This is a genomic window from Bradyrhizobium sp. 195 (assembly GCF_023101665.1).
GTDB lineage: Bacteria > Pseudomonadota > Alphaproteobacteria > Rhizobiales > Xanthobacteraceae > Bradyrhizobium.
On sequence record NZ_CP082161.1, the window covers coordinates 6,846,829 to 6,872,772 of the forward strand.

Annotated in this window: 25 protein-coding genes; 13 read left to right on the forward strand and 12 right to left on the reverse strand. The window is 65.7% G+C overall.

Annotated elements, in window-relative coordinates; translation table 11 throughout:
* Positions 1–90: 90 nt before the first annotated feature.
* Positions 91–315: a hypothetical protein gene (locus tag IVB26_RS31890; protein ID WP_247968982.1), complete on the forward strand. Its 225-nt coding sequence runs from the start codon at positions 91–93 to the stop codon at positions 313–315.
* A 54-nt stretch (positions 316–369) separates the two neighbouring features.
* On the opposite strand, the gene IVB26_RS31895 is transcribed toward IVB26_RS31890, so the two are convergent.
* Genes IVB26_RS31895 through IVB26_RS31910 form a run of 4 tightly spaced genes read right to left on the reverse strand, consistent with a single transcriptional unit; the run spans position 370 to position 3,834 of the window.
* On the reverse strand, positions 370–1,653 hold the full coding sequence (locus IVB26_RS31895) for an NAD(P)/FAD-dependent oxidoreductase (RefSeq protein WP_247968983.1): 1,284 nt from the start codon (positions 1,651–1,653) through the stop codon (positions 370–372).
* 12 nt (positions 1,654–1,665) lie between these two features.
* On the reverse strand, positions 1,666–2,397 hold the full coding sequence (locus IVB26_RS31900; RefSeq protein ID WP_247968984.1) for an amino acid ABC transporter ATP-binding protein: 732 nt from the start codon (positions 2,395–2,397) through the stop codon (positions 1,666–1,668).
* A complete protein-coding gene (locus IVB26_RS31905) occupies positions 2,394–3,047 on the reverse strand; it encodes an amino acid ABC transporter permease (RefSeq protein ID WP_247968985.1) in 654 nt (217 codons plus the stop codon). The genes IVB26_RS31900 and IVB26_RS31905 overlap by 4 nt, the downstream gene beginning before the upstream one ends.
* Positions 3,048–3,078: 31 nt before the next feature.
* Complete coding sequence (locus tag IVB26_RS31910; RefSeq protein WP_247968986.1) at positions 3,079–3,834, reverse strand: ABC transporter substrate-binding protein; 756 nt, start codon at positions 3,832–3,834, stop codon at positions 3,079–3,081.
* Between the two features lie 179 nt (positions 3,835–4,013).
* On the opposite strand from IVB26_RS31910, the gene IVB26_RS31915 reads away from it, so the two are divergent.
* Positions 4,014–4,658 (forward strand): helix-turn-helix domain-containing protein, encoded by a 645-nt coding sequence (locus tag IVB26_RS31915; protein ID WP_247968987.1) that lies wholly within the window; start codon positions 4,014–4,016, stop codon positions 4,656–4,658.
* Between the two features lie 274 nt (positions 4,659–4,932).
* On the opposite strand, the gene IVB26_RS31920 is transcribed toward IVB26_RS31915, so the two are convergent.
* Together IVB26_RS31920 and IVB26_RS31925 are read right to left on the reverse strand one after the other, a co-directional pair.
* The gene (locus tag IVB26_RS31920) at positions 4,933–6,198 is read right to left on the reverse strand and encodes a D-amino acid dehydrogenase (protein WP_247968988.1); all 1,266 of its coding nucleotides are present in this window, start codon (positions 6,196–6,198) and stop codon (positions 4,933–4,935) included.
* A 70-nt stretch (positions 6,199–6,268) separates the two neighbouring features.
* Positions 6,269–7,597 (reverse strand): omega-aminotransferase AptA, encoded by a 1,329-nt coding sequence (locus IVB26_RS31925; RefSeq protein WP_247968989.1) that lies wholly within the window; start codon positions 7,595–7,597, stop codon positions 6,269–6,271.
* Positions 7,598–7,757: 160 nt separating this feature from the next.
* Between IVB26_RS31925 and IVB26_RS31930 the strand changes: the two genes are divergently transcribed.
* Complete coding sequence (locus IVB26_RS31930) at positions 7,758–8,306, forward strand: cupin domain-containing protein (protein ID WP_018646206.1); 549 nt, start codon at positions 7,758–7,760, stop codon at positions 8,304–8,306.
* 38 nt (positions 8,307–8,344) lie between these two features.
* Here the strand turns inward: IVB26_RS31930 and IVB26_RS31935 are convergent, their stop codons facing one another.
* From IVB26_RS31935 to IVB26_RS31945, 3 genes are read right to left on the reverse strand one after another with little or no spacing between them, the layout of a single operon-like run.
* On the reverse strand, positions 8,345–10,606 hold the full coding sequence (locus IVB26_RS31935) for a xanthine dehydrogenase family protein molybdopterin-binding subunit (RefSeq protein WP_247968990.1): 2,262 nt from the start codon (positions 10,604–10,606) through the stop codon (positions 8,345–8,347).
* Positions 10,599–11,654: an FAD binding domain-containing protein gene (locus IVB26_RS31940; RefSeq protein ID WP_247968991.1), complete on the reverse strand. Its 1,056-nt coding sequence runs from the start codon at positions 11,652–11,654 to the stop codon at positions 10,599–10,601. The genes IVB26_RS31935 and IVB26_RS31940 overlap by 8 nt, the downstream gene beginning before the upstream one ends.
* Positions 11,651–12,148 carry a (2Fe-2S)-binding protein gene (locus tag IVB26_RS31945; RefSeq protein ID WP_247968992.1) on the reverse strand — a complete coding sequence of 166 codons (498 nt, stop codon included), beginning with the start codon at positions 12,146–12,148 and terminating at the stop codon, positions 11,651–11,653. The genes IVB26_RS31940 and IVB26_RS31945 overlap by 4 nt, the downstream gene beginning before the upstream one ends.
* Positions 12,149–12,402: 254 nt before the next feature.
* Between IVB26_RS31945 and IVB26_RS31950 the strand changes: the two genes are divergently transcribed.
* Positions 12,403–13,041, forward strand: coding sequence for a TetR/AcrR family transcriptional regulator (locus IVB26_RS31950; RefSeq protein ID WP_247968993.1), 639 nt, complete (start codon positions 12,403–12,405; stop codon positions 13,039–13,041).
* A gap of 66 nt (positions 13,042–13,107) precedes the next feature.
* A complete protein-coding gene (locus IVB26_RS31955; RefSeq protein WP_247968994.1) occupies positions 13,108–13,515 on the forward strand; it encodes a DUF4864 domain-containing protein in 408 nt (135 codons plus the stop codon).
* Here IVB26_RS31955 and IVB26_RS31960 read toward each other — a convergent pair.
* Positions 13,512–14,699 (reverse strand): MFS transporter, encoded by a 1,188-nt coding sequence (locus IVB26_RS31960; RefSeq protein ID WP_247973324.1) that lies wholly within the window; start codon positions 14,697–14,699, stop codon positions 13,512–13,514. The genes IVB26_RS31955 and IVB26_RS31960 overlap by 4 nt on opposite strands.
* Before the next feature lie 250 nt (positions 14,700–14,949).
* Here IVB26_RS31960 and IVB26_RS31965 point away from each other — a divergent pair, with 250 nt between their 5' ends.
* The 8 genes from IVB26_RS31965 to IVB26_RS32000 all read left to right on the forward strand — a co-directional run bounded on the left by IVB26_RS31965 (position 14,950) and on the right by IVB26_RS32000 (position 22,301).
* Positions 14,950–15,369 (forward strand): hypothetical protein, encoded by a 420-nt coding sequence (locus IVB26_RS31965; RefSeq protein ID WP_247968995.1) that lies wholly within the window; start codon positions 14,950–14,952, stop codon positions 15,367–15,369.
* A gap of 76 nt (positions 15,370–15,445) precedes the next feature.
* Entirely contained in the window at positions 15,446–15,730 is a 285-nt protein-coding gene (locus tag IVB26_RS31970; RefSeq protein ID WP_247968996.1) for a hypothetical protein, read from the forward strand.
* Positions 15,731–15,739: 9 nt separating this feature from the next.
* Positions 15,740–17,167, forward strand: coding sequence for a TolC family protein (locus IVB26_RS31975; RefSeq protein ID WP_247968997.1), 1,428 nt, complete (start codon positions 15,740–15,742; stop codon positions 17,165–17,167).
* A gap of 13 nt (positions 17,168–17,180) precedes the next feature.
* Positions 17,181–18,515, forward strand: coding sequence for a copper oxidase (locus IVB26_RS31980; RefSeq protein ID WP_247968998.1), 1,335 nt, complete (start codon positions 17,181–17,183; stop codon positions 18,513–18,515).
* Positions 18,516–18,547: 32 nt separating this feature from the next.
* Positions 18,548–19,003 (forward strand): cupredoxin domain-containing protein, encoded by a 456-nt coding sequence (locus IVB26_RS31985; protein WP_247973325.1) that lies wholly within the window; start codon positions 18,548–18,550, stop codon positions 19,001–19,003.
* 14 nt (positions 19,004–19,017) lie between these two features.
* Positions 19,018–19,320, forward strand: coding sequence for a copper-binding protein (locus IVB26_RS31990; protein ID WP_247968999.1), 303 nt, complete (start codon positions 19,018–19,020; stop codon positions 19,318–19,320).
* A 344-nt stretch (positions 19,321–19,664) separates the two neighbouring features.
* Positions 19,665–21,806 carry a flagellar biosynthesis protein FlhA gene (gene flhA / locus IVB26_RS31995; RefSeq protein WP_247969000.1) on the forward strand — a complete coding sequence of 714 codons (2,142 nt, stop codon included), beginning with the start codon at positions 19,665–19,667 and terminating at the stop codon, positions 21,804–21,806.
* Between the two features lie 294 nt (positions 21,807–22,100).
* On the forward strand, positions 22,101–22,301 hold the full coding sequence (locus IVB26_RS32000) for a hypothetical protein (protein ID WP_247324827.1): 201 nt from the start codon (positions 22,101–22,103) through the stop codon (positions 22,299–22,301).
* Between the two features lie 1,183 nt (positions 22,302–23,484).
* On the opposite strand, the gene IVB26_RS32005 is transcribed toward IVB26_RS32000, so the two are convergent.
* Together IVB26_RS32005 and IVB26_RS32010 are read right to left on the reverse strand one after the other, a co-directional pair.
* Positions 23,485–24,702, reverse strand: coding sequence for an NAD(P)/FAD-dependent oxidoreductase (locus IVB26_RS32005; RefSeq protein ID WP_247969001.1), 1,218 nt, complete (start codon positions 24,700–24,702; stop codon positions 23,485–23,487).
* A 117-nt stretch (positions 24,703–24,819) separates the two neighbouring features.
* Entirely contained in the window at positions 24,820–25,779 is a 960-nt protein-coding gene (locus IVB26_RS32010; RefSeq protein WP_247969002.1) for a helix-turn-helix transcriptional regulator, read from the reverse strand.
* Positions 25,780–25,944 lie beyond the last annotated feature (165 nt).

The window sequence follows — 25,944 nt, forward strand, 5'->3', positions numbered from 1 at the left end:
CGTCACGACTCCTCCACATTCGCAGGGAACTTACCTTGACGCCGTTCATTGATTGAACGGACAAGTGCGCTCGCCCCCAGTGGAGGACATATGAAGAAATTTGCGCTCGCCGCGTCGCTGATCATTGCGGCCGGCTTCACACTCAGCAGCCCTGCACTGGCCAAGGGTGGACATGGTCACGGTCATGGCCATGGACATGGTCATTCGATGGGCCATCATCACCATGGCACGCCGCCGGGATGGCACCACGGGCGCAAGGTCGGCTGGCGCGGCCACGGGTGCCCGCCCGGCCTGTGGAAGCAGGGCCGCTGCTGACGCTCTATATCTGCTGAAGATGCAAGGCGTCGCCTGAAACGGGGCGGCGCCTTTTCAAATGCCGAGCCGGTCGCGCACGCGGCCCGCGATCACCGCGGTCGTCACCCCGACCGGCCAGAATGCGTGCATCGGGATTGGCTTGATGCCGGTAACCGGCATGTCGATTTCGGCCTTGGGGCCGCCGATCAGCCGGCGCGCGAGCTGCGCGCCCATCGCGGTCGACAGCGCGACGCCGCGGCCGTTGCAGCCGAGCGAGATCAGGATGTTCTCCGCGGGCTCGTGCACGTGGGGATAATGATCCCCGGTAATGGCGAGCCGGCTGTTCCAGCCATGAGTCCAGGAAACGCCTTTCAGCTGCGGCCAGAGCCGCTCGGCATAGCGCATGAGATAGGCGACGTCGTTCGGCGACTTGATCCAGCGCATCGGCCCACGGCCGCCCATCAAGAGGCGGTTGTGCTGGTCGATGCGGTAATAGACCGTGATGTGGCCGCTCTCATAGAGCACGGGACGCGTCGGCATGATCGAACGGGCGACCGCCTCGGACAGAGGCGCGGTGGCGGCGATCGAGGAAAACACCGGCACGATGGTGCGGCGGAGCGCCGGCCAGAGATCGTCGGTGAAACCGTTGGTGGCGAGCAGGACCTTGTCGGCATGAACCACTGCGCGCGGCGTCTCGATGCGCCAGCGCGCGCCGTCGCGGCGCAGTGACAATGCCGGCGTCTCGCCAAAAACCTTGGCGCCGGCGGAGATCGCAGCCCGCGCGAGGCCGCGGGCATAGCTGAGGGGATGCAGATCGCCGCCGCGCGTGTCGAGCATGGCGCCGATGTAGCGGTCGGTGCCGGTCATCTCGCGCAGCTGCTCGCGGTTCAGATATGTCACCGGCATGCCGCGGCGGATGCATTGCTGCGCGGTCTTCTCGATCGCGGCGGCGCTGGCCTCGTTGTAGGCCGCCCGCAGCGTGCCGTTCTGCCGCGCCTCGCACGGAATCTGGTAGCGGCGGATCAATTCGTGGGTGAAGTTGGTGGTGCCGTACGAGAACTCGATCATGCGGCGGCCGAGCTCAGCGCCGAAGTCGGCCTCGATCTGGTCGGGGTCGTGCTTCAGCCCGGGATTGGTGTGACCGCCATTGTTGCCCGACGCACCCCAGCCCGGCTCCTGCGCCTCCAGCACCAGGGCATCGACACCCTGCTCCGCCAGATGCAACGCGGTGGACAAGCCGGTGTAGCCGCCACCGACGATCGCGACGGAGACGGATGTGTCGACGTCGAGCGGCGGCGTGGCAACCGGAGCGACGGCGGTGTCGGCATAGAGCGAGGGCGGCAGAGGCAGGCGCGTCATGGGGGAGACCGGTCAGAGCGGATGCAGCACGCGGCGCAAGAAGTCTTGCGTGCGCGGATGCTGGGGTTGGTTGAGCAGCGCCTTGGCCGGCCCCTGCTCGACGATGACACCGCCGTCGATGAACAGCACGCGGTCGGCGACGTCGCGGGCAAAGCCCATCTCGTGGGTGACGACGACCATGGTCATGCCGTCGTCGGCGAGCTTGCGCATCACGCCGAGAACGTCGCCGACCAGCTCGGGATCGAGCGCCGAGGTCGGCTCGTCGAACAGGATGGCCTTGGGCTGCATGGCCAGCGCCCGCGCGATCGCGACGCGCTGCTGCTGGCCGCCGGAAAGCTGCGGCGGATGCGCATCGGCCTTTTCCGCAAGTCCGACCTGCGCAAGCAGCGCGCGGCCGCGCTCCAGCGCCTGGGCGCGCGGCTCCCTCTTCACGAAAAGCGGCCCCTCGATCACGTTCTCCAGCGCGGTGCGATGCGGGAACAGATTGAAGCGCTGAAACACCATCGAGACCTGGGTGCGGATGTTCACGATCGACGGCGCATCGCGGTCGACCTTCAGACCCTCGACGTTGATCTCGCCGCGGTCGTAGCTCTCCAGCCCGTTGATGCAGCGCAGGATGGTGGACTTGCCCGAGCCAGAGGGACCGACGATGCAGACCACCTCGCCCTTCTCGACCGAGGCCGTGATGCCCTTGAGCACCTCGACTTTGCCAAAACTCTTGTGGATGTCCTTCAGCTCGATCATCGTTTGCCGGCCCGCTTCTCGAAGTGACGGACCAGCAGGATCAAGGGAATGCTCATGGTGAGATACATCAGCGCAACGAGCGTGAACACGCTGGTGTTCTTGAAGGTCGAGGACGCGATCAGCTTGCCTTGCAGCGCGAGCTCGGCGACCGTGATGGTGGAGGCCTGCGAGGAATCCTTCAGCATCATGATCATGACGTTGCCGTAAGGCGGCAGCACGATGCGCACGGCCTGCGGCAGCACCACGCGGCGCATGGTGAGCCACCAGCCCATGCCGATGGACTGCGCCGCCTCGATCTGGCCCTTGTCGATCGCCTCGATACCGGCGCGGAAATTCTCGGCCTGGTAGGCCGAATAGGCGATACCGAGCCCGAGGATCGCGGCCTGCAGGGCCGACAGCGTGACGCCGAGATCGGGCATCACGAAGTAGAGATAGAACAACAGCACGATGATCGGGATGCCGCGGATCACATTGATCAGGCTGGCGCTGAGCATCGACAGCGCCTTGATGCCGGAGACCCGCATCATCGCCCAGACGAGGCCCAGCACCGTCGAGAGCAGCAGCGAGCCGATGGTGACGACGATCGTCAAGACGACGCCGTTCATCAGAATCGGGAAGAACTCGGCGGCGTCGTGCCAGAAGCCTTTCATCGGCAAGCCTTCAGTAATCAGACGCTATCGATCAACCCTGCGCCTTCAGGCCCCATTTATCGAGGATCTTGTCGATCGTGCCATTGGCCTTCAGCTTGGCGAGCGAGGCGTTGATCTTGCCGAGCAGAGCGGTCTCGCCCTTGCGCACGCCGATGCCGACCGAGCCGACGGTGACGGGCTTGTAGCCGTCGACGAGCCGCACCTCGGGGAAGCCGCCCTGCTTCAGATTGTAGGCGAGGATCGGATAATCGGCGTAGCCGGCCTTGAGACGGCCGGTGTTCACGTCGCGCAGGATGTCGGGAATGGTGTCGTAGGCCTTGACGTCGGCGAACAGGCCGGACTTCTTCAGCGCATCGACGAAGGCGGTACCGACCTGGGCGCCGACCGTCTGACCCTTCAAGTCGTCCTGCGTGGCATAGGCCTTGGTATCGCTCCTCGGCACCACCAAGCCTTCGCCGTAAGTGTAGATCGGGTCGGAGAAGTCGACGACCTCTTTGCGCGGCGGCGTGATGAACATCGCAGCGGCGATGATGTCGATCTTGCTCGAGGTCAGCGACGGGATCAGCGCCGAGAACTGCATGGGCTCAATCTGGACGTTGAAGCCGGCGTCCTTGCCGATCTCGGTGACGAGGTCGACCATGATGCCCTGGATGGTGTTGGTCTTGGTGTCGAGGAAGGTGAAGGGAATGCCCGTCGGCGTCGAGCCGACCTTCAGCACCTGTTGTGCAGAAGCCGGCGCCACGGCCAGCGCAAGCGCCGCGATCGCGGCCAGACCAAAACGCTTCATCGCAATCCCCCTTTGGACCTGGCCGGTGGCCGGCGCGCGCATGTCGTGATCAGACGTTGCGGGTCAAGCCGTTTCGGCCTATTTTCACCAATATGAAAATTTGGTCACACTTTCGCGGACGATGCAAGCGGTTTTCATGCACATGAAGGAAGCGGTTTGACGTGAGCGGTGGCAAAAGAATGCGCAAACCGGCCGCCGCAAAGCCGGCGAAGCGGGCGAAACCCAAGGCCGTCACCGAACCGGCGGAGCCCGCGATGGACATCGCGGTCGGCCGCCGCATCCGGGATCTCCGGCGTGTCAGGCAATTCTCGCTGGAGACGGTCGCGGCGCGCACGGAGCTTTCGATCGGCTTCCTCAGCCAGATCGAACGCGGCCTCTCGTCACCGTCGCTGCGCGTGCTGGCAACGCTCGCCGACGTGCTCGGCGTCGGCATCGCCGCATTGTTCGGCGCGAGCCCGAGCGCGGACGGCGGATCCGACCAGGTGGTGACGCGCGGGCTTCAGCGGCCCGAACTGAAACTCTGGCGCACCGGCGTGTCGAAGCAATTGCTGAGCCCGGCGAGCGCCGACAACAAGCTCAACCTGTTCCTCGTGCACCTGGAGCCCGGCGGCTCCACCGGCGACGAGCTCTACACCCATGACGGCGAGGAAGCCGGCCTCGTGCTCGAAGGCGAGATGATGCTGACGGTGGACAGCGAGACGTGGTCGCTGAAGACCGGCGACAGTTTTCGCTTCGCGAGCCGACGGCCGCACCGGTTTTCGAATCCGGCGCAGGATGCGAAGGCGGTGGTGCTGTGGGTGAATTGCGTGACGGGGGCGGGGTAGTTTCGTCGCACGCGGCGAGCGCAATTCCAACCCCGTCATCCTGAGGTGTTCGCGCAGCGAGCCTTGAAGGATGCACGGCCCCGATAGAGCCGGGCCGTCGCCCTTCGAGGGCCGCTGAAGAAGCGGCCACCTCAGGGTGACGGTGATGGATTCAGACGCGCGCCGCCTCCACATCGTCATTACGAGGAGCCCTTGCGACGAAGCAATCCAGACTGTCTCCGCGGAAAGACTCTGGATTGCTTCGCTGCGCTCGCAATGACGAGCGGATAGAGGTTTAGCCAAACCGATACTTGTACCGCTCCACCGTCAGCGCACTGACGTCGATGTCCGGCTTCTTGCCCGACAGCATATCCGCGAGCACGCGTCCCGAGCCGCAGGACATGGTCCAGCCGAGCGTGCCGTGGCCGGTGTTGAGGTGGAGGTTGGCGTATTGCGTCGGGCCGATGACGGGCGGGCCGTCCGGCGTCATCGGGCGCAGGCCGCTCCAGAATGTCGCCTTGGCGAGATCGCCGCCGCGCGGGAACAGGTCGGTCAGCGAATGATCGAGCGTGGCACGGCGCGCATCGTAGAGCTTGTCCGAATAGCCGGAGATTTCGGCGGTGCCGCCGACACGGATGCGATTGCCGAGGCGTGTGATCGCGACCTTGTAGCTCTCGTCCATCACGGTGGATTCCGGCGCGCCGGAAGCGTCCTTGATCGGCACCGTGATCGAATAGCCCTTCACCGGATAGACCGGCAGCGAAATGCCGAGCGGCGCGGCCAGGCGCGACGACCAGCTTCCGAGCGCGAGGACGTAAGCGTCGGCCTGCAACGTGCCGGCACCCGTCACGACACCGCTGACACGCGCACCGTCGGTGACGATGCGGTCGATCGAGGTGTTGAACATGAAGCGCACGCCGAGCGCCTTGGCATGCTTGGCCAGCGCCTGCGTGAACATGTGGCAGTCGCCGGTCTCGTCCTGCGGCAGGCGAAGCCCGCCGACGAATTTCTCCTTCACGCCTGATAGCGCCGGCTCAACCGCAATGCAGCCCTCGCGGCTCAGCACCTCGAAAGGAACGCCGTACTGCTTGAGCACGGCAATGTCTTCGGCCGTGCCGTCGAGCTGCGCCTGGTAGCGGAACAGCTGCAGCGTGCCCTGCGAGCGCTCGTCGTACTGAATGCCGATGTCGCGGCGCAGATCGCGCAAGGAATCGCGGCTGTATTCCGCAATCGGGATCATCCGGCTCTTGTTGACCGCGTAGCGCGCGCTGGTGCAGTTGCGCAGCATCTTGAGCAGCCAGACCCACATGACAGGGTCGAGCTTCGGCCGGACCACCAGCGGGCCGTGCTTCATCAACAGCCACTTCACCGCCTTCACCGGCACGCCGGGGCCGGCCCATGGCGAGGAATAGCCGGGCGACACCTCGCCGGCATTGGCGAAGGAGGTCTCAAGCGCCGGCTCCGGCTGACGGTCGACGACCGTCACCTCATGGCCGGCACGTGCGAGGTAGTAGGCAGAGGTGACACCGATGACACCGCTGCCGAGGATCAAGACTTTCACGCTAGGTCAAACTCCCGCGGCATCACGCTCGCCGCTGCAAGGAAACAACTCGCAACGGCGAGAGCAATTATCAGGCCACCCGCTTGATGGCGTCGCCAAGAATCGAGACGATATCGTCGATATGGCTCTTCTCGACGATCAGCGGCGGCGACAGCGCGAAGGAATCGCCGCTCATGCGGAAGTACAGCCCGCGATTGAAGCAGTCGACCATGACGTCGTAGCCGCGCGCACCGACCGCACCGTCACGCGACGACAGCTCCACCGCGCCCATCAGGCCGCAATTGCGGATGTCGATGACGTTCGGCAGGCCCTTGAGCGAATGCAGCGCATCGCGCCAATATTCGGCAATCGACGCACCGCGCGTCAGCAGGCCTTCGTCCTTGTAGATGTCGAGCGTGGCGATGCCGGCGGCGCAGGCGGTCGGATGCGCGGAATAAGTGTAGCCGTGAAACAGCTCCATGACGTTTTCCGGGCCGATCATCATGGCGTCGTGCACCTTGCGATGCGCGAACACCGCACCGCAGGGAATGGTGCCGTTGGTGATGCCCTTGGCCGTCGTCATCATGTCAGGCGTGACGCCGAAGAAGTTGGCCGCGAACGGCGTGCCGAGGCGGCCGAAGCCGGTGATGACCTCGTCGAAGATCAAGAGAATGCCGTGCTTGTCGCAGATCTCGCGCAGGCGCTGCAGATAGCCCTTCGGCGGCGGCAGCACCGCGGTCGAACCCGGCACCGGCTCGACGATGACGGCGGCGATGGTCTCGGCACCATGCAGGGCGACCAGACGCTCGAGATCCTCGGCGAGCTCGGCGCCGTGCTCGGGCTGGTCCTTGGCGAAGGCGTTGCGGGTGAGATCGTGGGTGTGGCGGATGTGGTCGACGCCCGGCAGCAGGGTGGCGAAGGCGCGGCGGTTGGCGACCATGCCGCCGACCGAGGTGCCGCCGAAACCAACACCGTGATAGCCGCGCTCACGGCCGATCAGCCGGGTGCGGCTAGCCTGTCCGTTGGCGCGATGATAGGCGAGCGCGATCTTCAGTGCGGTGTCGACCGACTCCGAGCCGGAATTGGTGAAGAAGATGCGGTCGAGGCCCTTCGGCGCGATCTCGGCGAGCCGCTCGGCGAAGTCGAATGCGAGCGGATGGCCCATCTGGAACGACGGCGCGAAGTCCAGCGTCATCAGCTGGCGCTCGACCGCAGCGGCGATTTGCTTGCGGCCGTGACCTGCATTGACGCACCAGAGGCCGGCAGAGCCGTCGATCACCTTGCGGCCGTCGACGGTGGTGTAGTGCATGCCCTCCGCCGAGGAGAACAGGCGCGGGGCCTTCTTGAACTGCCGGTTGGCCGTGAACGGCATCCAGAACGAGTCGGTCTTGATAGTGTTCGGAATCTGATGAAGGGTCACGGCCGCGCTCCTTTGCTGACCCGCCAGCAGAGCCACGGCTTGGAAAGCGCAACAAGTCCTTTTCTGCTGCGCCGCAACCCATTGATTTCACTGGGGCGACTGGTCCATATTTGCGCGATCCGCAACACCTGCAACACAGGACCAGCGCAAGGACCGGAACATGAGCGTCGACATCGGTGGACGGCTGCGATTCATCCGGGCGCGCCACAAGCTGTCGCAGCGCGAACTTGCCAAGCGCGCCGGGGTCACCAATTCGACGATCTCGCTGATCGAATCCAACCAGATGAACCCGTCGGTCGGAGCGCTCAAGCGCATTCTGGACGGCATCCCGATGGGGCTCGCCGAGTTCTTTGCGCTGGAGCCGGAGTCGAGGCGCAAAATCTTCTACCGCGCCGAGGAGCTGACCGAGGTCGGCAAGAAACCGATCTCGTATCGCCAGGTCGGCGACAATCTGTTCGGCCGCAGCCTCCAGATTTTGAAGGAGCGTTACGAGCCCGGCAGCGACACCGGGCGCGTCCACCTCGTCCATGACGGCGAGGAAGGCGGCATCGTGATCTCGGGCAAGCTCGAAGTCACCGTCGAGGACGAGCGCCGCATCCTCAATCCGGGCGATGCCTATTATTTCGAGAGCCGCCGCCCGCACCGCTTCCGCTGCGTCGGCGGCAAGCCGTGCGAGGTGATATCGGCCTGCACGCCGCCGACGTTCTAAAGCAGCGGAGCGAGAAGATCTCGCCCCGCCCGCTGCCCTCAAGGCTGCATCAACAACTCCTCGATTCGAATCGGAAAGCGGCGAACCCGCACGCCGGTCGCGTGCCAGACCGCGTTGGCGACCGCGCCGGCGCTGCCGGTGATGCCGATCTCGCCGACACCCTTGATGCCGAGCGCATTGACGTGTGGGTCGTGCTCCTCGACCGTGATCACGTCGAGCGGCGGCACATCGGCATTCACGGGGACGTGGTACTCGCCGAGATTGGCATTCATGATCCGGCCGGTGCGGCGGTCTGTGACCGCCTCCTCATGCAGCGCGAAGGACAGGCCCCAGATCATGCCGCCGAACAGCTGGCTTTGCACCATGCGCGGGTTGACGATGCGCCCGGCCGCGAAGGCGCCGACCATGCGGCTGACGCGGACCTGGCCGAGCTCGGGATCGACCTTCACCTCCGCGAACACCGCGCCATGGGCATGCATGGCATATTCCTCCATGGCCGCGGGATTCGGCGCACCGGCGCCGCGCGCCTCAACTTCAGTGACGCCGGCCCGCGCGAGGATCTCGGCGTAACTCTCGCTGCGGCTCTCGTCGTCACGCCGGATCAACCTGCCCGCGCGCGCGATCACGCCGGCATTGCCGGCGCCGAACAGCGGCGAGCGCTCGTCATTGGTGGCGAGATCAGCGAGCTTTGCGATCACAGCCGCGCCGGCGCTGTGGATTGCAGCCCCCGCCGTCGCCGTGTGCGCGGAGCCGCCGGCGATGCCGGCATCGGGCAAGTCCGATGTCCCTGCCTTGAATTCGACGCGCGCGATGTCAAGACCGACGGCATCGGCCGCGATCTGCGCGAGCGCGGTCCAGGCGCCCTGCCCCATGTCGTGCGCACCGATCTCCATCACACCCGAACCGTCGCGCCGGATCGCCGCGCGCGCTTCCGCCTGGAACATCAGCGCCGGGAAGGTCGCCGTGCCCATGCCCCAGCCGACCAGAAGGCCGGCATCGTCGCGCATGTGCCGCGGCTGCAGCGAACGCTTGACCCAGCCGAAGCGCGTCGCGCCCTGCTCGTAACAGGCGCGCAGCGCCTTTGAAGAGAAGGGCTTGCCGCTGATCGGCTCGCGCTCGGCGTAGTTCTTCAGGCGGAAGGCGAGCGGATCCATGCCGCAGGCCCAGGCCATCTCGTCGATCGCGCTCTCCAGCGCAATCGAACCGGTCGCCTCGCCAGGCGCGCGCATGAACAGCGGCGTGCCGGTGTTGACGCGTACGGCGTCATGCGAGGTGCGGATCGCAGGCGCCGCATAGAGCGTGTGCGAGGCATCGGCCGCGGGCTCGTAGAAATCGTCGAACGTGCTCGACACGGTCCGCGCATGGTGATCGAGCGCGGTCAGACGCCCCTCGCCGTCCGCGCCGATGCGCAGGCGCTGGCGGGTCGGGGCACGGTGACCGACCGGCCCATACATCTGCTCACGGCGCAGCACCAGCTTGACCGGCCTGCCGACCAGCTTCGCGGCCATGATGCCGAGGACTGGCGGACCGCCCATCAGCCCCTTCGAGCCGAAGCCGCCACCGAGGAACGGGCTGCGGATGTGGATCTTGTCGTGCGCGATGCCGAACAGTTCGGCAATGCGCGCGAGCGACAGCATCAGACCTTGGGTCGGCATGTCCACAGACAGCCTGTCGCCATCCCAGTGAACCACGATCGCATGCGGCTCCATCGCGTTGTGATATTGCGGCGGCGTCTCGTAGATCGCGTCGATCCGCTTCTCGGCCGAAGCAAGGCCCGCCTCGACATCGCCGTGATGATTTTCGGTAGGGTTGCCGACGCCGACAACGGCCGGCACGAAGCTTTCGCCGGCGTCGAGCCCGACCAGCGGAGGCAGCGTTTCGTAGCGCGGTGCCAGCAGCACCGCTCCTTCCGTCGCCGCCTCCAGCGTTTCCGCGATCACGACCGCGATGGGCTGGTTGGCATAGCGGACTTCGCTGCTCTGCAACGCCTCCATCCGGAACACGAACGGATTGGTCTTGATCTCCGGATCGATCGCGAGCTGCGGCTTGTGATCCGGCGTCATCACGTCCACGACGCCGGGATGCCGCTTGGCGGCGGCGACATCGAGCGAAGTCACGCGGCCACGCGCGATGCTGGAAACGGCGATCACCGCGAACAGCATCCCAGGCGGATGATTGTCGGCGGCATAGGTCGCCTGCCCCGTGACCTTGAGGACGCCGTCACGGCGGGTTAGCGGCTGACCGATGTTCGAGCCGTGACGCAGATGGGCGGGTGCGCTGGTGAGATTGAGCTCAGGCATGGATAGCTCCGGACATCGAGGCAAAGGGAGAGGCCGGCAGCGCCGGCAGGCGCGCGGGCATGCCGGCGGCGGCGAGGGTCAGCGCGCGCACGACGATGCGGCGGGCGAGTTCGATCTTGAAGGCGTTGTCGCCGGATGGCTTTGCGTCGGTGAGCGCGCGCCAGGCGGCTTCTTGAAACGCATCGGCGGTTGGCGCGACGCCTTTGAGCACGTCCTCTGCGGCACGGGCGCGCCAGGGCTTTGCGGCAACGCCGCCAAGCGCAAGCCGTGTCTCCGCAATCTTTCCGTTCTCGATCCGCAACGCAGCGGCGGCGGATACCACGGCGAAGGCGTAGGAGGTACGCTCACGGACCTTGAGGTAGCGCGCATGCGCGGCGAAACCGGTTGCCACCGCCGGCAGGCGCACCGCGACGATGAGATCGCCGGGCTCGAGCGCCGACTCCTGCTCGGGCACATCGCCCGGCAGACGATGCAACGCCTCGAGCGCGATCTCGCGCCGGCCGTTCCTGCCTTCGATCTCGACGACGGCATCGAGCGCGACCAGCGGCACGCAGAAATCGGACGGATGCGTGGCGATGCAGTTCTCGCTCCAGCCGAGCACGGCGTGACCGCGGTTCTCGCCGTCGCGGGCGTCGCAGCCGCTGCCGGCCTCTCGCTTGTTGCAGCGGCTGGCGGTGTCGTAGAAATACGCACAGCGCGTCCGTTGCAGGAGATTGCCGCCGACGGTCGCGGCATTGCGCAACTGCGCGGAGGCGCCGGAGAGAAGGGCTTCGGCGACGGCCGGATAGGACTTCGCGAAGTCGGCATCGTGCGCGAGATCCGCGTTGCTGACGAGCGCGCCAATGCGAAGCGACCCGTCGGCCATACGCTCGATGCCGTCGAGCCCTTCGAGATGGGTGACGTCGACGAGACGATCCGGACGGCTGATATTGCCCTTCATCAGATCGAGCAGATTGGTGCCGGCGGCGAGATAGACGGCGCCCGGCTGGGCTGCGGCAGCAACGGCCTCGGTGACCGTGGCGGGCCTGACGTATTCGAACGGCTTCATGCGGAGCGCCTCTGATTGGTCTCGTCCATCTGTCCTTGCGCGTCGAGCACAGCATCGACGATGCCGGCATAGGCGCCGCAGCGGCACAGATTGCCGCTCATGCATTCGCGGATGCGTTCCGGATCATTGCCGGCTTGCGCCTCGCTCATCATGCCGATGGCGCTCATGATCTGGCCGGGCGTGCAGAAGCCGCACTGGAAGCCGTCACGGGCAATGAAGGCGGCCTGCACGGGATGAAGCTGGTCGCCGCGCGCCACGCCCTCGATGGTGAGGATGTCGGCGCCGTCATGGCTGATGGCGAGCGCGAGGCAGGAATTGATGCGCTTGCCGTCGACCAGAATGGTGCAGGCGCCGCACTGGCCGCGGTCACATCCCTTCTTGGTTCCGGTGAGATGGAGGCGCTCACGCAGGAGATCGAGCAGCGTGACACGCGGATCGTCGAGGACGAAGTCGCGCCGCGCACCGTTCACGGTGAGGCTGATGGAGTGGTTCATACAAGGCTCCGATCAGATATGGACATGAGTGATCGCGCAGCGCGCCACCGCCGTGGCCGCCGTCGATCTTGCGCCGGCCGGACACACAATCCCGGCTAGCACCCGGCGAAGATACGGAGGCACCCTCCGCTTAACAAGGGCCGCCGGAAAATATTTGGAATTCGTCAAAAGCCCCCGCGCCACCAACGCGATGCAGCCCCGCGAGGGTTCAACGAGGGTTCAATCTAACCAATTCGTGATCTACATTGCCTGCTATGGACGACCACAGCGATCAGACCCGAAAGCCCCGCGCCGACGCCGTGCGCAATCGCGAGCGCGTGCTTGAAGCGGCGAAGGCCGTTTTCAACGCCGGCGGCCCCGAGGCGAGCCTGGAGGCCGTCGCCAAGCGTGCCGGCGTCGGCATCGGCACGCTCTATCGGCACTTCCCGACGCGCGAGGATCTGTTCGAGGCGGTGTACCGGCGCGAAGTCGAGCAGCTCAGCGAGCTCGCCGAGCATCTGCGAAGCGCGAAGGATCCGGTCGACGCGCTGCGCCGCTGGCTGCGCTCCGCGGTCGAATTCGTTGCCACGAAAAAGGGCATGTTGGCGGCGCTGGCACTGACCTATCAGAGTTCGTCCGAGCTCGCCGCCTTCTCGATGGACCGGTTGACCAAGGCGATCGGCTCGCTGCTCGCGCGCGCGGTGGAGGCCGGTCAGATGCGGGCCGATATCAGCCCGGAGGACCTGCTCAGGGCCCTGATCGGCATGTGCTACATGCACGACCAGCCCGGCTGGCAATCCTCGGTGCTGCGCATGCTCGACGTGTTCGTGGATGGCTTGCGCGTGCAGCCCGCCGCCAAGGCCAAGGCAGGTGCCGCCAAGCCAGCGAAGCCCGCAGTGAAACGCAAGCGATAGCGGGCCCGTATTTCCCTGAGGTCATGCTAGGATCAGCATCGCCGGGAGTTCAACGCGGAGCCTGTCATGCGCATTGCCGCCGTGCTCGTCGCTATCAGCCTTGTCTTCAGCTCCACCGCGGCCCTCGCCGACGATGTTGCCAATGCGCGGGGCGTCATCCGCGCCCAGGAGCAGGCCTTCGTCCGCGACGATGCGCGCGCCGCCTATTCCCACGCCGCGCCGGCGATCAAGGAGATTTTCCCCGCGCCGGACATCTTCATGTCCATGGTGCAGAACGGCTACGCGCCGATCTATCGCCACAAGAGTTTTGAATTTGGCGAGAGCAAGATCGAGGGGAGCTGGATTTCCCAGCGCGTTCATATCATCGACGCCAATGGCGAGGCGTGGGAAGCCCTGTACACGCTCGAGCAGCAGGCGGACGGCAGCTATAAAATCACCGGCTGCTCGCTGCTGAAGGCGGGACAGTCGGTTTAGGTCGCGAAGCCCGGCCCGGTCTTGACCGAGCCCATTCGCGAGCGGATCAGCAGGGTCACGACGATGGCGATATTCAGCGCGTTCCAGGCAACGCCGTTGGCGAACGCCGCGGCATACGAGCCGGTGGCATCGAAGATGACGCCCGACACCCAGCCGCCGAAGGACATGCCGAACACCGAGGCGAAGATCACGATGCCGACGCGGGTCGCGGCCTCGCTCGCCGGCATCGCCTCGCGCACGATGATGGCGTAGCTCGGCACGATGCCGCCCTGGAACAGGCCGAACATCGCGGAGATGAAATAAAGCGAGGCGAGGCTGTCGAAGAACAGATAGAACACGAGCGCAAAGCCCTGCGCCAGCGATCCCACCAGCAGCGTGCGGATGCCGCCGATCTTGTCGGCGAGATAACCCGAGCCGATGCGGCTGATGATGCCGCAGCCCATCATCAGCGACAGCATCTCCGCGCCGCGCGCCACGCCGTAGCCGAGGTCGCCGCAATAAGCGACGATATGCACCTGCGGCATCGCCATGGCGACGCAGCAGGAGATGCTGGCGATCGAGAGCAGCACCGTCAGCGCGTTGGTCGAGAGCTTGAGATCGACCCGCGGCGGCGGTGCATTGGCGTGATTGCGGACCTTGTCGTCACCCATCTGCGCGCGCAGGACGAGGACCAGAAGCGCCATCGTGCTGGCGCAGACGATGCCGATGCCGATATGGGTGTAGCGCCAGCCGATCTCCTGCGTGCCCCAGCTCACGATCGGCGGCCACATCGTGCCGGCAACGTAATTGCCGCTCGCGACGATCGTCACGGCCAATCCGCGATAGCGCTCGAACCAGTGCGAAGCTTCCGCCATCAGCGGCGCGAAGGTCGCGGACGTGCCGAGCCCGATCAGGAAATACGCCGCCACGAACTGCCAGAGCTGGGTCGACAGCCCCGCGAGCACGTTGGCAACACCGAGGAAGGCGATGCTGATCGCCATCGCCGGCACGATGCCGAACCGGTCGGTGATCTTGCCTGCAATCACGCCGCCGAGCCCGAAACCGAACATCATCAGCGTGAAGGCCAGCGACACCGCGCCGCGCGTGGCACCGAATTCGGCCTGCACCACTGGGATCACGACCACGACCGCCCACATGCCGACGGCGCCGATCGAGCCGATCACAAGCGCAATGAGCAGCCGCATCCAGGCCTGACGGGAATCAGGGCTGAATGAATCAGGGCTTTGTTCTGGATGATTGGGTGCGTGCACGCGCGGAACATGTTCGCGGATCGCCTCGCGGTCAAGCATCGTGGCGCGATATTGGGCATGCGCGGTGCACTGCGGTAATAAGTTCTTGGCGAACACACGTTTTGCCATTAGTTTGCAATCAGCGTGTGCAACATTGCCGCGCGGAACACATGTCGGCGGAATGTTGCTGCGATTGACACGATCGATGCGGATCAGGGTGGGGCGGATCATCGCCCTCGCCTATCTGTTCTGCGTGATCGCGCCGGCGGCAAGCCTCGCGTGGGGCAGCGGTCCCGCGCCATGCCTCGACGACGCGATCCTCGCCGATCTCGTGCCGGCGCATCACCAGATGCAGGCCGGCCACGTCCATGGCGCCGCCTCGCATGATCACGCCGGCCCGCACGCGCATCACCAGAAGGCCGCGCAGGACGCACCGGCATCGGATCATCATGGCGGCAAGGGAACAGTCGGCCCCTGCTGTGCGATGATGTGCGTCAGCGCGTTGCCGGCCGATCTGCCGGTCGTCGCGACACCGGTCCAGCCGACGTCGACCTGCGCGATCGAGCTCGTGGCCAGCCTGCACAGCGCGGCACCGGCCCAGCGCTACCGCCCCCCCATCGCCTGATCTGACACGACGATTTCGGGACGAGCGCGCTTTTTCCGCGCGCGCGGACCTGTGGTCTCCAGATCAGGGATAAATCATGCTTACGCTTTCCGGAGCGAAGTCCGCCGCCGCATTTGCGGTGGGTGGACGACACTTTCTATTCAATTGGCCGCTGCTGGCCCTGGCTGCGCTGGCGCTGTCCGGCTGCATGCCGGCAACGACCCAGATCGCGAGCGCCGATCCTGCCGATCCCGCGGCGAAGGTGGCGCCCGTCGGCTATCACTCGACCATTGCGCCCTATACCAGCCTGCGGCCGGCGACGCCGGCACCATGGCGCGGCCGCAACGACGCGGTGACGCCGCAGCCCAAGCAAGACCGGTAGGAGCGCGCCATGACACGCCATTTTGCGCGAGGCCTGCTCGTGCTCATTGCGCTCAGCGTCTCCGGCTGTGCCGCGTTCTCACCCGACAGCGGCATGAGCGCAGTCTCCGAGCTGACGAGCCGGACCATCAACAAGGACGTTGCCTTCGTGCGAACGGCCGACGGCGCCGGCGCGGTGGAGGCGCGCGTTCATCAATTGCTGGCGCGCCCATTGAGCGCCGACAGCGCCGTGCAGATCGCGCTGCTCAACAACAAGGGACTGCAGGCCGCTTATAACGAGCTGGCGCTGGCCGAGACCGATCTGGTCGAGCAGAGCCTGCCGCCCAATCCGGTGTTCTCGATCTCGCGGATCACGGGCAACGGCGCCAGCGAGATCGAGCGTCAGGTGGTCGGCGACATCCTCGCGCTCGCCACCCTGCCGTTCCGCTCCGACCTCGCCCGCGAACGCTTCCGCCAGGCCCAGTTGCGCGCCGCGCTGGCGACGTTGCGGCTCGCCGCCGACGTCCGCCGCGCCTATGTGCGCGCTGTTGCCGGCAATGAGATGGTGGCGCTGCTGACGGACGCGAAAGCCACGGCGGAATCCACCGCGCAGCTTGCGGTCAAGCTCGGCGAGACCGGCTCGATCAACAAGCTCGACCAGGCCCGCGAGCAGGTATTTTACGCCGAAACCACCGCCGACCTTGCCACCGCACGGCAGACGACAGCGAGCGCACGCGAAAGGCTCGCGCGTCTGATGGGACTGTGGGACGGCGGCCTCGACTTCCGTCTGCCCAATCAACTGCCGCCGCTGCCGCGCCGGCCGCAGGCACTGCCCTCGATCGAAGCCGACGCCGTGGCCCATCGCATCGATCTGCAGATCGCACGGCTGGAGCTGAATGCGCTGGCGAAGGCGCTGAATCTGACCGAAGCGACGCGCTTCGTCACCCTGCTCGACCTCGCCGGCATCTCCCGTCGCACCCAGGATCCGGAAGGCGCCCCGTTCCGCGAGCGCGGCTTCGACGTCCAGTTCCAGATCCCGATCTTCGATGGCGGCCAGGTGCGGGTGCGGCAGGCGGCGGAGACCTACAATCTCGCCTTCAACCGCCTCACCGAGCGCGCCGTCAACGTGCGCTCCGAGGCGCGCGATGCTTATCGCGTCTATCGCTCGACCTACGATATCGCCAGCCACTATCAGCGCGAGATCATCCCCTTGCGCAAGATCATCACCGAGGAGATGCAGCTGCGCTTCTCCAGCATGCAGGTCGATATTTTCGCTCTGCTCACCGAGGCTCGGCAGCGGCTGGCGTCGCTGCGCGGCGCGATCGAGGCCAGGCAAAGGTTCTTCCTCGCCCAGTCCGACTTGCAGACCGCCGTCAATGGCGGCGGCACGCCTGCCGCCGGCGGCGACAATTCAACCACCATCGCCGCGGCAGCACCTGCCGATGCTGGCGGCCACTGAGATGGAGACCAAGATGTTTTCCCGCCGAGGATTTTTAGGGACCGCCGCCCTTGCCAGCGCCTCAGCCATTAGCGGCCGCGTTCAGGCCGCGTCGATTCCGGAAGCTCCGCATATGGACAAGGTGGTGATGCAGCCGCCGCTGCATCCCATTGCCGGCCCCGATTATCGTCCCGTGGTCACCCTGAACGGCTGGTCGCTGCCGTTCCGCATGAACGGCGACTGGAAGGAATTCCATCTCGTCGCCGAGCCCGTGGTGCGCGAATTCGCCGAGGGCATGAAGGTGAATCTGTGGGGCTACAACGGCCAGTCGCCGGGCCCGACGATCGAGGCGGTCGAAGGCGACAAGGTCCGCATCTTCGTCACCAACAGACTGCCCGAATACACCACCGTACACTGGCACGGCATGATCATTCCGAGCGGCATGGACGGCGTCGGCGGACTGACCCAGCCGCACATCCAACCCGGAAAGACCTTCGTCTACGAGTTCGAGATGAAGAAGAGCGGGACCTTCATGTACCACCCGCATTCCGACGAGATGGTGCAGATGGCGATGGGCATGATGGGCATGGTCGTCGTGCATCCGCGCGATCCAAACTTCCGTCGCGTCGACCGCGACTTCGTCTTCGTGATGAGCACCTATCGCGTCGACCCCGGCACCTATCTGCCGCACGTCAACGAGATGACCGATTTCAACATGTGGACCTGGAATGCGCGGGTGTTTCCGGGCATCGATCCGCTGCCGGTCAGGCTCGGCGACAAGGTGCGCGTGCGCATCGGCAATCTCAGCATGACCAATCATCCGATCCATCTGCACGGCCACAGCTTTGCGGTGACCTGCACCGACGGCGGCTGGATTCCGGAGAGCGCGCAATACCCGGAGACGACGACGGACGTGCCGGTCGGCGCGGTCAGGGTGTTCGACGTGCTCGCCGACAATCCCGGCGACTGGGCGTTTCATTGCCACAAGTCGCACCACACCATGAACGCGATGGGCCACGATGTCCGCAACCTGATCGGCGTGTCGCGCAAGGATCTCGCCAAGGCCGTCGGCAAGCTCGCGCCTGACGGCATGGCGATGGGCTCGACCGGCATGGCGATGGGCAACATGGAGATGCCGACGCCCGACAACACGCTGCCGATGATGACCGGCACCGGCCAGTTCGGGCCGATCGAGATGGGCGGCATGTTCACCGTGATGAAAATCCGCGAAGACCTCGCGCGCGACGATTACCGCGACCCCGGCCCGTACAAATTCCCGCAAGGCACCGTCGCCTACGAGGTCGCGGCGCCGGCCGCAGAGCCGGCCCGGCAGAAACCGGGCAGCCCGCCGATGAAGCACAAGATGTGAGCGTTTCGATGAACCACCAACTGGAGACCACGATGAAGACCATGATCAAGCTCGGCCTCGCGCTGGCTGCGCTGTCGACTGCGCCGGCCTTTGCCCACGACCAGCATGGGCACGGCAACTTTTCCGCCGGCGAGCCCGGCGATCCCAAGAAGCCCGCGCGCACGATCGAGATCTTGCTGAACGAGATGGACTACACACCCGCCAGGGTCGAAGTCAAACGCGGCGAGCAGGTCCGCTTCGTGCTGCGCAATGTCGGCAAGGAGGACCACGAATTCCTGCTCGCCACCACCAAAGAAAATCTCGCGCATGCGGTGGAGATGAAGAAGCATCCGCACATGGAGCATGACGATCCCAACGGCGTGCGCCTCGCCCCGAGCAAGACGGCCGAGATCCTCTGGAAATTCAGCAAGCCCGGCACGTTCGAATATTCGTGCCTCATCCCCGACCACCGCGACAACGGCATGGTCGGCCACGTCACCGTCAAGTAACGAAGGAGTCTCCCATGAACCGCATCATCCGTATCAGCACTGCGCTGGCACTGACGTTGAGCGTTACCACTGGAGCCTTGGCGGCCGCGGCTGCCTCGATCAGCGGCGAGGTCAAGAAGATCGATGAGGGCGCGGGCAAGATCACGCTCAAGCACGGACCGGCGAAGAGCCTCGGCATGGAGGAGCCCATGACCATGGTCTATCGCGTCAAGGATCCCGCGATGCTGAAGCAGGTGAAGGTCGGCGACAAGGTGACCTTCGAGGCCGAGGAGGCGGCTTCGGGGTACACGGTGACGAAGATGGACAAGGCGAGGTAGCTTCCGCCGTCATTCCGGGGCGCACCACTTGGTGCGAACCCGGAATCCATCCCTCCACGATGCTTGCGGCACGATGGATTCCGGGTTCGCGCTGCGCGCGCCCCGGAATGACACCTTTCGGGACCGAAACACCCCAATCCGCCCTCCGCCCACCCTCCGTTAACCCTTTGCTAACCATACACCCGGCAAGAATTGCCGGGTGAAGTCGAGTGTCGTCAGCCGCGTAGAACGGGGGATCCCCTGTGGACGCCAGTGCGGTGCCTCACTTTCGGAACGGCGGCCCATCGGCCGCCGCGCAGACGTTTGGGGCGCGCGGACGGCAGTCGCGCGGGGAGGCAGCTACCATGGTCGACGTCACCGCGGGACAGGGCGTAGGCACCGCAAGGCCCGGCATCCCCTCCCTCAACGACATCGTCACCATCCTCAAGCGCGGCGACATCGCGCTGGCGCTGGGCGTGCTCACCATCCTGGTGGTGCTGATCCTGCCCCTGCCCGCGATCGTGCTGGACCTGTTCCTGGCGATCTCGATCACGCTCTCGATCCTGATTCTGATGACGTCGCTGTTCATCCAGACGCCTTTGGAATTCTCGGCCTTCCCGACCGTCCTCTTGATCTCGACCATGCTGCGCCTGTCGCTCAACATGGCCTCGACCCGCCTGATCCTGTCCCACGGGCACGAAGGCACGGCCGCCGCCGGTCACGTCATCGAAGCCTTCGGCAGCTTCGTGATGGGCGGCAATTTCGTCATCGGCATCATCGTCTTCGCCATCCTGATCATCGTCAATTTCGTCGTCATCACCAAGGGTTCGGGCCGCATCGCGGAAGTCGCCGCCCGCTTCCACCTCGACGCCATGCCCGGCAAGCAGATGGCGATCGACGCCGACCTCGGCGCCGGCCTGATCGACGAGAAGGTCGCCAAGGAGCGGCGCAAGGAGCTGGAGGATGAGAGCGGCTTCTTCGGCGCGATGGACGGTGCTTCCAAATTCGTCCGCGGCGATGCCATCGCCGGCCTCCTGATCGTCTTCATCAACGTCGTTGGCGGCATGATCATCGGAGTGGCGCAGCAGGGCATGTCCTTCGCCGATGCCGGCCGCAGCTACACGCTGCTGACTGTCGGTGACGGCCTCGTCACCCAGGTGCCGGCGCTGATCGTCTCGACCGCGGCCGGCCTGCTCGTCTCCAAGGCCGGCGTCTCCGGCGCTGCCGACAAGGCGCTGATGAAGCAGTTCTCCGGCTATCCGCAGGCGCTCGCGATGTCCGCGGCAGTGATGCTGGTGCTGGCGGCGCTGCCGGGCATTCCGACCATCCCGTTCCTCGCGCTCGGCGCCGGCGCCGGCGCGCTCGCCTGGAACGCCCGCAACCGCAACCGCGTCAACGCCAGGGCCGAGGAAGCCGCCAAGGCCGCGCCCGCTGCCGGTAGCCCGGGTGCGCCCGGCGCTGCCGCGGCGGAAGAGCCGATCTCGGCCGCGCTCAAGATCGACGATCTCAAGATCGAGCTCGGCTATGCGCTGCTGCCGCTCGTCAACGGCCCCGACGGCACCGACCGCCTCACCGAGCAGATCAAGGCGCTGCGCCGCTCGCTCGCGATCGAGATGGGCTTTGTCATGCCGGCGGTGCGCATCCTCGACAACGTCCAGCTCGAGGCCAACACCTACATCATCAAGATCAAGGAGGTCGACGCCGGTACCGGCAAGATCTGGCCGAACCAGTTTATGGTCATGGACCCCGGCGGCAGCCAGGTGCAGGTGCCCGGCATCCACACCACCGAGCCGACCTTCGGCCTGCCCGCGACCTGGGTCGATGCCAGCCTCAAGGAGGAGGCCTCGCTCAAGGGCTACACCGTGGTCGATGCCGCGACCGTGCTCTCCACCCACCTCACCGAGCTGCTCAAGGCCAACATGTCGGACCTGCTCTCCTATGGCGAGGTGCAGAAGCTGCTCAAGGAGCTGCCGAAGGAGCAGAGCGAGCTGGTCAAGGACATCGTCCCCGGACAGGTCACGGTCTCCGGCATCCAGCGCGTGCTGCAGCTGCTGCTCGCCGAGCGCATCTCGATCCGCGACCTCTCCACCATCCTCGAAGGCATCGCGGATTCGCTGGCCTTCTCGCGCAACCCCGCGACCATGGTCGAGCACGTCCGCGCCCGCCTCGCCCGCCAGATCTGCGCGCAGAACACCTCCTACGCCGGCTATCTGCCGCTGATCGCGCTGTCGGCGAAATGGGAGCAGGCTTTTGCCGAATCCATCATCGGCCAGGGCGAGGAGCGCAGCCTCGCGATGCAGCCCTCGAAACTGTCGGAGTTCATGACCGGCGTGCGCGAGGCGTTCGAGCGCGCCGCGCGCGAAGGCGAGGCGCCGGTGCTGGTCACCTCCGCGGCAATTCGGCCCTTCGTGCGGTCCCTGGTCGAGCGGTTCCGGGCCCAGACGACCGTGCTGTCGCAGGCCGAAATCCACCCCAGGGCGAGGCTCAAAACGGTCGGAAGCATCTGATTTGCCTTAAGAAGCCGTGTGTTTTTCAGCCACAGGCAAATGGTTTTTGAGTTCCTGGCGCCTTGTGGACCAACTGCCGAAAAGGCGCCTGACGCGCACATTACAGCTTTGAAATAATTGCCAAAATGCACGATTAGGGGTCGTTTCTGATCGCGACCTTTCACGTCCTGTCACGCTCTTGTGATGGCCTCTTGGGAACGAATCCCCCCAATACTAGGTTGTTGGGCACCGGAAGCATGAACCTGCCTGAAACGGCCGGCGACTACTTCGGGTAGGTGGCGGCAGGAGGCTTCCATGAACCACTCGATCTACAGCGCAGATCGCTCGACCCATTTGAAAGTCGTGGTCGTGGCCCTCGTCGCAGGGATCGCGGTGGCTGGCTTCGGCATCACGGCACGCACGGGTTCGGACGAAGGTCTGACCCAGACGGCCCGCGTCATCAAGGCCGACAAGCCGGTCGTTATCACCAGCTCGAACGCGTCCCTCGTTCGCTAAGGAGATCTGACGAGTTTTTCGAATTCACGCGGCTCTTTACCAGCCCCCCAAAGTCGCCACGTGGATATGTAGACGACCCCAACCCCAAGTCGACTACAGAAAGCGCCCGCCCCCCACGGGCGCTTTCTCACGTCTGACCTCCTCGTCGCGAGCGCAGCAAGTTGTCCGCCGAAGCTGTTTCCACATCGTCATTGCGAGCGCAGCGACTTGTCCGCCGAAGCCTCGGCGAAGGCGGAGGCAATCCAGAATTCCTCCGCAGAGGCAGTCTGGATTGCTTCGTCGCAAGGGCTCCTCGCAATGACGGAGTGCGGGGGAGCGGCGTTGCTGTTTCAGTTCGCATCGTCATTGCAGTGGCCGTAGGATGGGTAGAGCGAAGCGAAACCCATCATGCTTCTCCGCACATGAAGGTGATGGGTTTCGCTGCGCTCTACCCATCCTACAGTTTGCAGACACACCTTCGCGTCCTCGCGGCTCATCCCGCCCGAGCTTTGCTTCGTCGTCTCACCCTCTCATGAAAGAGGGCGCAAGGAAGGCCGGGAGCCGGTTGGCTCCCGTGAACCGCCATGCCAAGGGCAGACTGCGTGTGCTGCTGCATAGCGGAGAACAGGGCAACCGGAGACATCCCGGCCTTCCCTGCGCAGTGGTTTGACGGCTTATGTCGTGCTCTCCCCGGGGAGCGTTGCACTATTGCCCCCGTCGCCTTGCGGATGATCGATGCGCGTGCCCGGTCGGGCAGTCCACATCACCGCAACGCTTGGCGCACAGACCCCGGGCGCCAGGACCACACGATTTTGCCGTACGCCGATCACGCCGGTCGTGCGCGCGATGGTCTTGCTCACGGCTCTCCGCCCTGCAAAACCCTTCGCGCCGATGTCATCGGCGCCCACTGCGGCCCGGCCCGCGTTTCGTGACGATCGCGATACGCCCCTCTTCGTTGGGCCGGGTTGCCGCGACACATACGTCAATTCCGAATTTCGGTAAAGCGGAATATTTCGCCGGCGCGCGTTGACCTACTGGTCGCGTGTTTTGCCCGTCGGGCAACGCAAGGGCTTGTGGACTCGTCATTGCGAGCGCAGCGAAGCAATCCAGACTGCCGCCGGGGAAAGACTCTGCATTGCTTCGCTGCGCTCGCAATGACGGAGCGAGGCGCAGCATTGTCGTACCCCAACCATCATCCGGATCGCTACCGCGCCCCATACGCCGGCGGCGGTGCCTGCACTGTCGGAGCAGCCGCCGCAAACAGCTCTTCCCTGCTCCCGGTCAGCGGCGGATAGATGCGCTTGCGGTTGATGGTCTGCTTGGTCGCCTTGGCAGCCTGACCGGTCGTCCGCACCTCGCGGTCCCAGCCCTCCGTGTAGAGCGCGCCCCAGCCGCCGAGATCGAGCACGGTCACGTACCAGTCGATCCGCAGCGGCAGCATCGGCTGGCCGGCGAGATCGGCGACCACGTTGTGGCCTGCGAAGCGGCCCATGGGCCGCGCGAACTGGCAGGACATCACGGTCGGATGCAGCCCGTCGACCACGCTCGAGGCGACATCGCCGGCCGCGAACACGCCAGGCACGTCCGCAACCCGCATGAACGGATCGACCAGCAGGCGTCCGAGGCGATCGCGCGCGTCCGGAAAACTCGCCGCCAAGGGACTGGCGCGCATCCCGGCGCACCAGATCACGGTTTGCGCCGGAATGAACTCGCCCGAGCTCAGCCGCATGCCTGCCGCCTCGACTGATACGACGCGCACGCCAAGCCGCGTCTCGACCTCCAGCGCGGCCAAGGCCGTCTCGATGACGGGTCGCGCCTGCGGGCCGATGGTGGCGCCGACCGCTGGATTGGGATCGACCAGGATGATGCGGCGGCTGCCGCTGATGCCCGCCCGCGCCAACCTGGCCGGCATCTCGGCCGCGACCTCGATGCCCGTGAAGCCGGCGCCGACCACCACCACCGTCGAACGCCCCGGCGACGGTGCGCTGCGCCCAAGCGAGACGAGATGATCTTCGAGGCGGAGCGCCGCAGTATAGGTGTCGACGTCGAAGGCATGCTCGGCAAGTCCGGGAATGGCGGGACGCATCACCTCGCTGCCGAGCGCCAGCACGAGGCGGTCATAATCCAGCGTCTCCGCGCCGCCGCTCGTGACCAGCGAGATTTCGCGCCGGGCCGGGTCGATGGCCTGCACCTCGCCGATACCGTGGCTGACACCGATCGGATCGAGCAGTTGCGGCAGCGGCAGCGCGACCTCGTCGAGGTCGGCTTCGTAATTGCGCACGCGGATGTTGTGATAGGGATTGCGGTCGACGAGACGGATCTCGATGTCGTCGTTCGCGCCGATCTCCTCGCGCTTGCGCGCAGCGCCGATGGCCGCCCACAGGCCTGCAAAGCCGGCGCCGAGCACGACGATACGGGCCATGTCCGCCTACTACACTTTCCAAAGCAATCCTGCGGTCTGCCCGCGCGGGCAATATAGCTCAACAGCCCACATCGACCAACTGCGCCAGCGCCGCGCCGCTAGCACGAAGTCGCGAGCTTAGGCCTCGCGCAGTTCCGACGGCGTCGCGCCGAAGCGCTTGCGGAAGGCGCGGTTGAAATAAGACAAATCGGCAAAGCCCGAGGAATGCGCGATATCGCTGATCTTGCGCGTCCTGGCGCGGGGATCGCCGAGCAGCTTGCGGGCCTGCAGCAGGCGCTGCTCCAGCACGAATTCGGTGAAGGTCGTGCCGGCCTGCTCGAACAGGCGCTGCGCCTGGCGCGGGCTTAACCCCGAGCGCGTCGCGACCTCGGACAGGCAGAGATCGTTGCGGCCGAGCGCGGCCATCACGTCGGCGCGCATGAGGTCGAGGCGCGCCGCCGCATGTCCGCGTCCGCGTGCCAGACTTGCATGCTCGGCATCGGTGCCGAGCATGAGGCCGACGAGATCGACCATATGCTGCGCGGTCAGGCGCTGACCCACCGCGTCGAGATGCGGCGCGTGGTTGGCGGCAAGCGCATGGTAGCGGAAGACGGTCTCGGCGACCGCGCCGTCGATGAGCACGCGCGACAGCTTGTCCTCGGCACGCGGATTGATGTCGAGCAACGCCCGGCGCGGCATGCGGATGCTGGTGAAGCGGTCTTCGTCGGTGTGACCGACGGTGCCCGTGATACTCATGTCGACGAGCACCATTTGGGCGGGCGCAAGCTCGACGGTGTGGCCGTTCTGCCCGACGCGCACGAGGCCGGCATGTGCGGCGATCAGGACGAGGTCGTCGCTGCCGTCGGCGAGGTGGCTCTGGGTGCGGGAATATTGCGCGGAGGCCCCTTCCGGAATGGCGAGCGCGATGTTGTCGACCACACTGATCTGGAGCCGGCAATCGATGCCGTCGCCATGGCTCGGCCCGATATCGAGGCCGCAGGAGCCGAAGGCCCGCTCGCGCCATTGCTCGAACGCCGGGCCATGCGGCAGTCCGGTGTATTGGTGAACGAAGATGCCCGGCGCTTTCGCTGCATCCATCTGATTCTCTAGCCCCTCTTTCGGCTCCGCGATGGGCGGGCCGACTGCAAATTCCGGGGATTTGACGCCGCCAATTGCGCAGAGGTTCAAAGCGGGGATGGATTCAGGGAGACTTGTCGGGATGCGACGGCGGGACGGACCGTGGCGACAGTATCGTAGCCCGCA

Bases quoted from the DNA above. Each gene is read 5' to 3' on its own strand.
- IVB26_RS31890 (WP_247968982.1), top strand. From the start codon at position 91: ATGAAGAAATTTGCGCTCGCCGCGTCGCTGATCATTGCGGCCGGCTTC.
- IVB26_RS31895 (WP_247968983.1), bottom strand. From the start codon at position 1,653: ATGACGCGCCTGCCTCTGCCGCCCTCGCTCTATGCCGACACCGCCGTC.
- IVB26_RS31900 (WP_247968984.1), bottom strand. From the start codon at position 2,397: ATGATCGAGCTGAAGGACATCCACAAGAGTTTTGGCAAAGTCGAGGTG.
- IVB26_RS31905 (WP_247968985.1), bottom strand. From the start codon at position 3,047: ATGAAAGGCTTCTGGCACGACGCCGCCGAGTTCTTCCCGATTCTGATG.
- IVB26_RS31910 (WP_247968986.1), bottom strand. From the start codon at position 3,834: ATGAAGCGTTTTGGTCTGGCCGCGATCGCGGCGCTTGCGCTGGCCGTG.
- IVB26_RS31915 (WP_247968987.1), top strand. From the start codon at position 4,014: ATGCGCAAACCGGCCGCCGCAAAGCCGGCGAAGCGGGCGAAACCCAAG.
- IVB26_RS31930 (WP_018646206.1), top strand. From the start codon at position 7,758: ATGAGCGTCGACATCGGTGGACGGCTGCGATTCATCCGGGCGCGCCAC.
- IVB26_RS31935 (WP_247968990.1), bottom strand. From the start codon at position 10,606: ATGCCTGAGCTCAATCTCACCAGCGCACCCGCCCATCTGCGTCACGGC.
- IVB26_RS31940 (WP_247968991.1), bottom strand. From the start codon at position 11,654: ATGAAGCCGTTCGAATACGTCAGGCCCGCCACGGTCACCGAGGCCGTT.
- IVB26_RS31945 (WP_247968992.1), bottom strand. From the start codon at position 12,148: ATGAACCACTCCATCAGCCTCACCGTGAACGGTGCGCGGCGCGACTTC.
- IVB26_RS31950 (WP_247968993.1), top strand. From the start codon at position 12,403: ATGGACGACCACAGCGATCAGACCCGAAAGCCCCGCGCCGACGCCGTG.
- IVB26_RS31955 (WP_247968994.1), top strand. From the start codon at position 13,108: ATGCGCATTGCCGCCGTGCTCGTCGCTATCAGCCTTGTCTTCAGCTCC.
- IVB26_RS31960 (WP_247973324.1), bottom strand. From the start codon at position 14,699: ATGCGGCTGCTCATTGCGCTTGTGATCGGCTCGATCGGCGCCGTCGGC.
- IVB26_RS31965 (WP_247968995.1), top strand. From the start codon at position 14,950: ATGCGGATCAGGGTGGGGCGGATCATCGCCCTCGCCTATCTGTTCTGC.
- IVB26_RS31970 (WP_247968996.1), top strand. From the start codon at position 15,446: ATGCTTACGCTTTCCGGAGCGAAGTCCGCCGCCGCATTTGCGGTGGGT.
- IVB26_RS31975 (WP_247968997.1), top strand. From the start codon at position 15,740: ATGACACGCCATTTTGCGCGAGGCCTGCTCGTGCTCATTGCGCTCAGC.
- IVB26_RS31980 (WP_247968998.1), top strand. From the start codon at position 17,181: ATGTTTTCCCGCCGAGGATTTTTAGGGACCGCCGCCCTTGCCAGCGCC.
- IVB26_RS31985 (WP_247973325.1), top strand. From the start codon at position 18,548: ATGAAGACCATGATCAAGCTCGGCCTCGCGCTGGCTGCGCTGTCGACT.
- IVB26_RS31990 (WP_247968999.1), top strand. From the start codon at position 19,018: ATGAACCGCATCATCCGTATCAGCACTGCGCTGGCACTGACGTTGAGC.
- flhA (WP_247969000.1), top strand. From the start codon at position 19,665: ATGGTCGACGTCACCGCGGGACAGGGCGTAGGCACCGCAAGGCCCGGC.
- IVB26_RS32000 (WP_247324827.1), top strand. From the start codon at position 22,101: ATGAACCACTCGATCTACAGCGCAGATCGCTCGACCCATTTGAAAGTC.
- IVB26_RS32005 (WP_247969001.1), bottom strand. From the start codon at position 24,702: ATGGCCCGTATCGTCGTGCTCGGCGCCGGCTTTGCAGGCCTGTGGGCG.
- IVB26_RS32010 (WP_247969002.1), bottom strand. From the start codon at position 25,779: ATGGATGCAGCGAAAGCGCCGGGCATCTTCGTTCACCAATACACCGGA.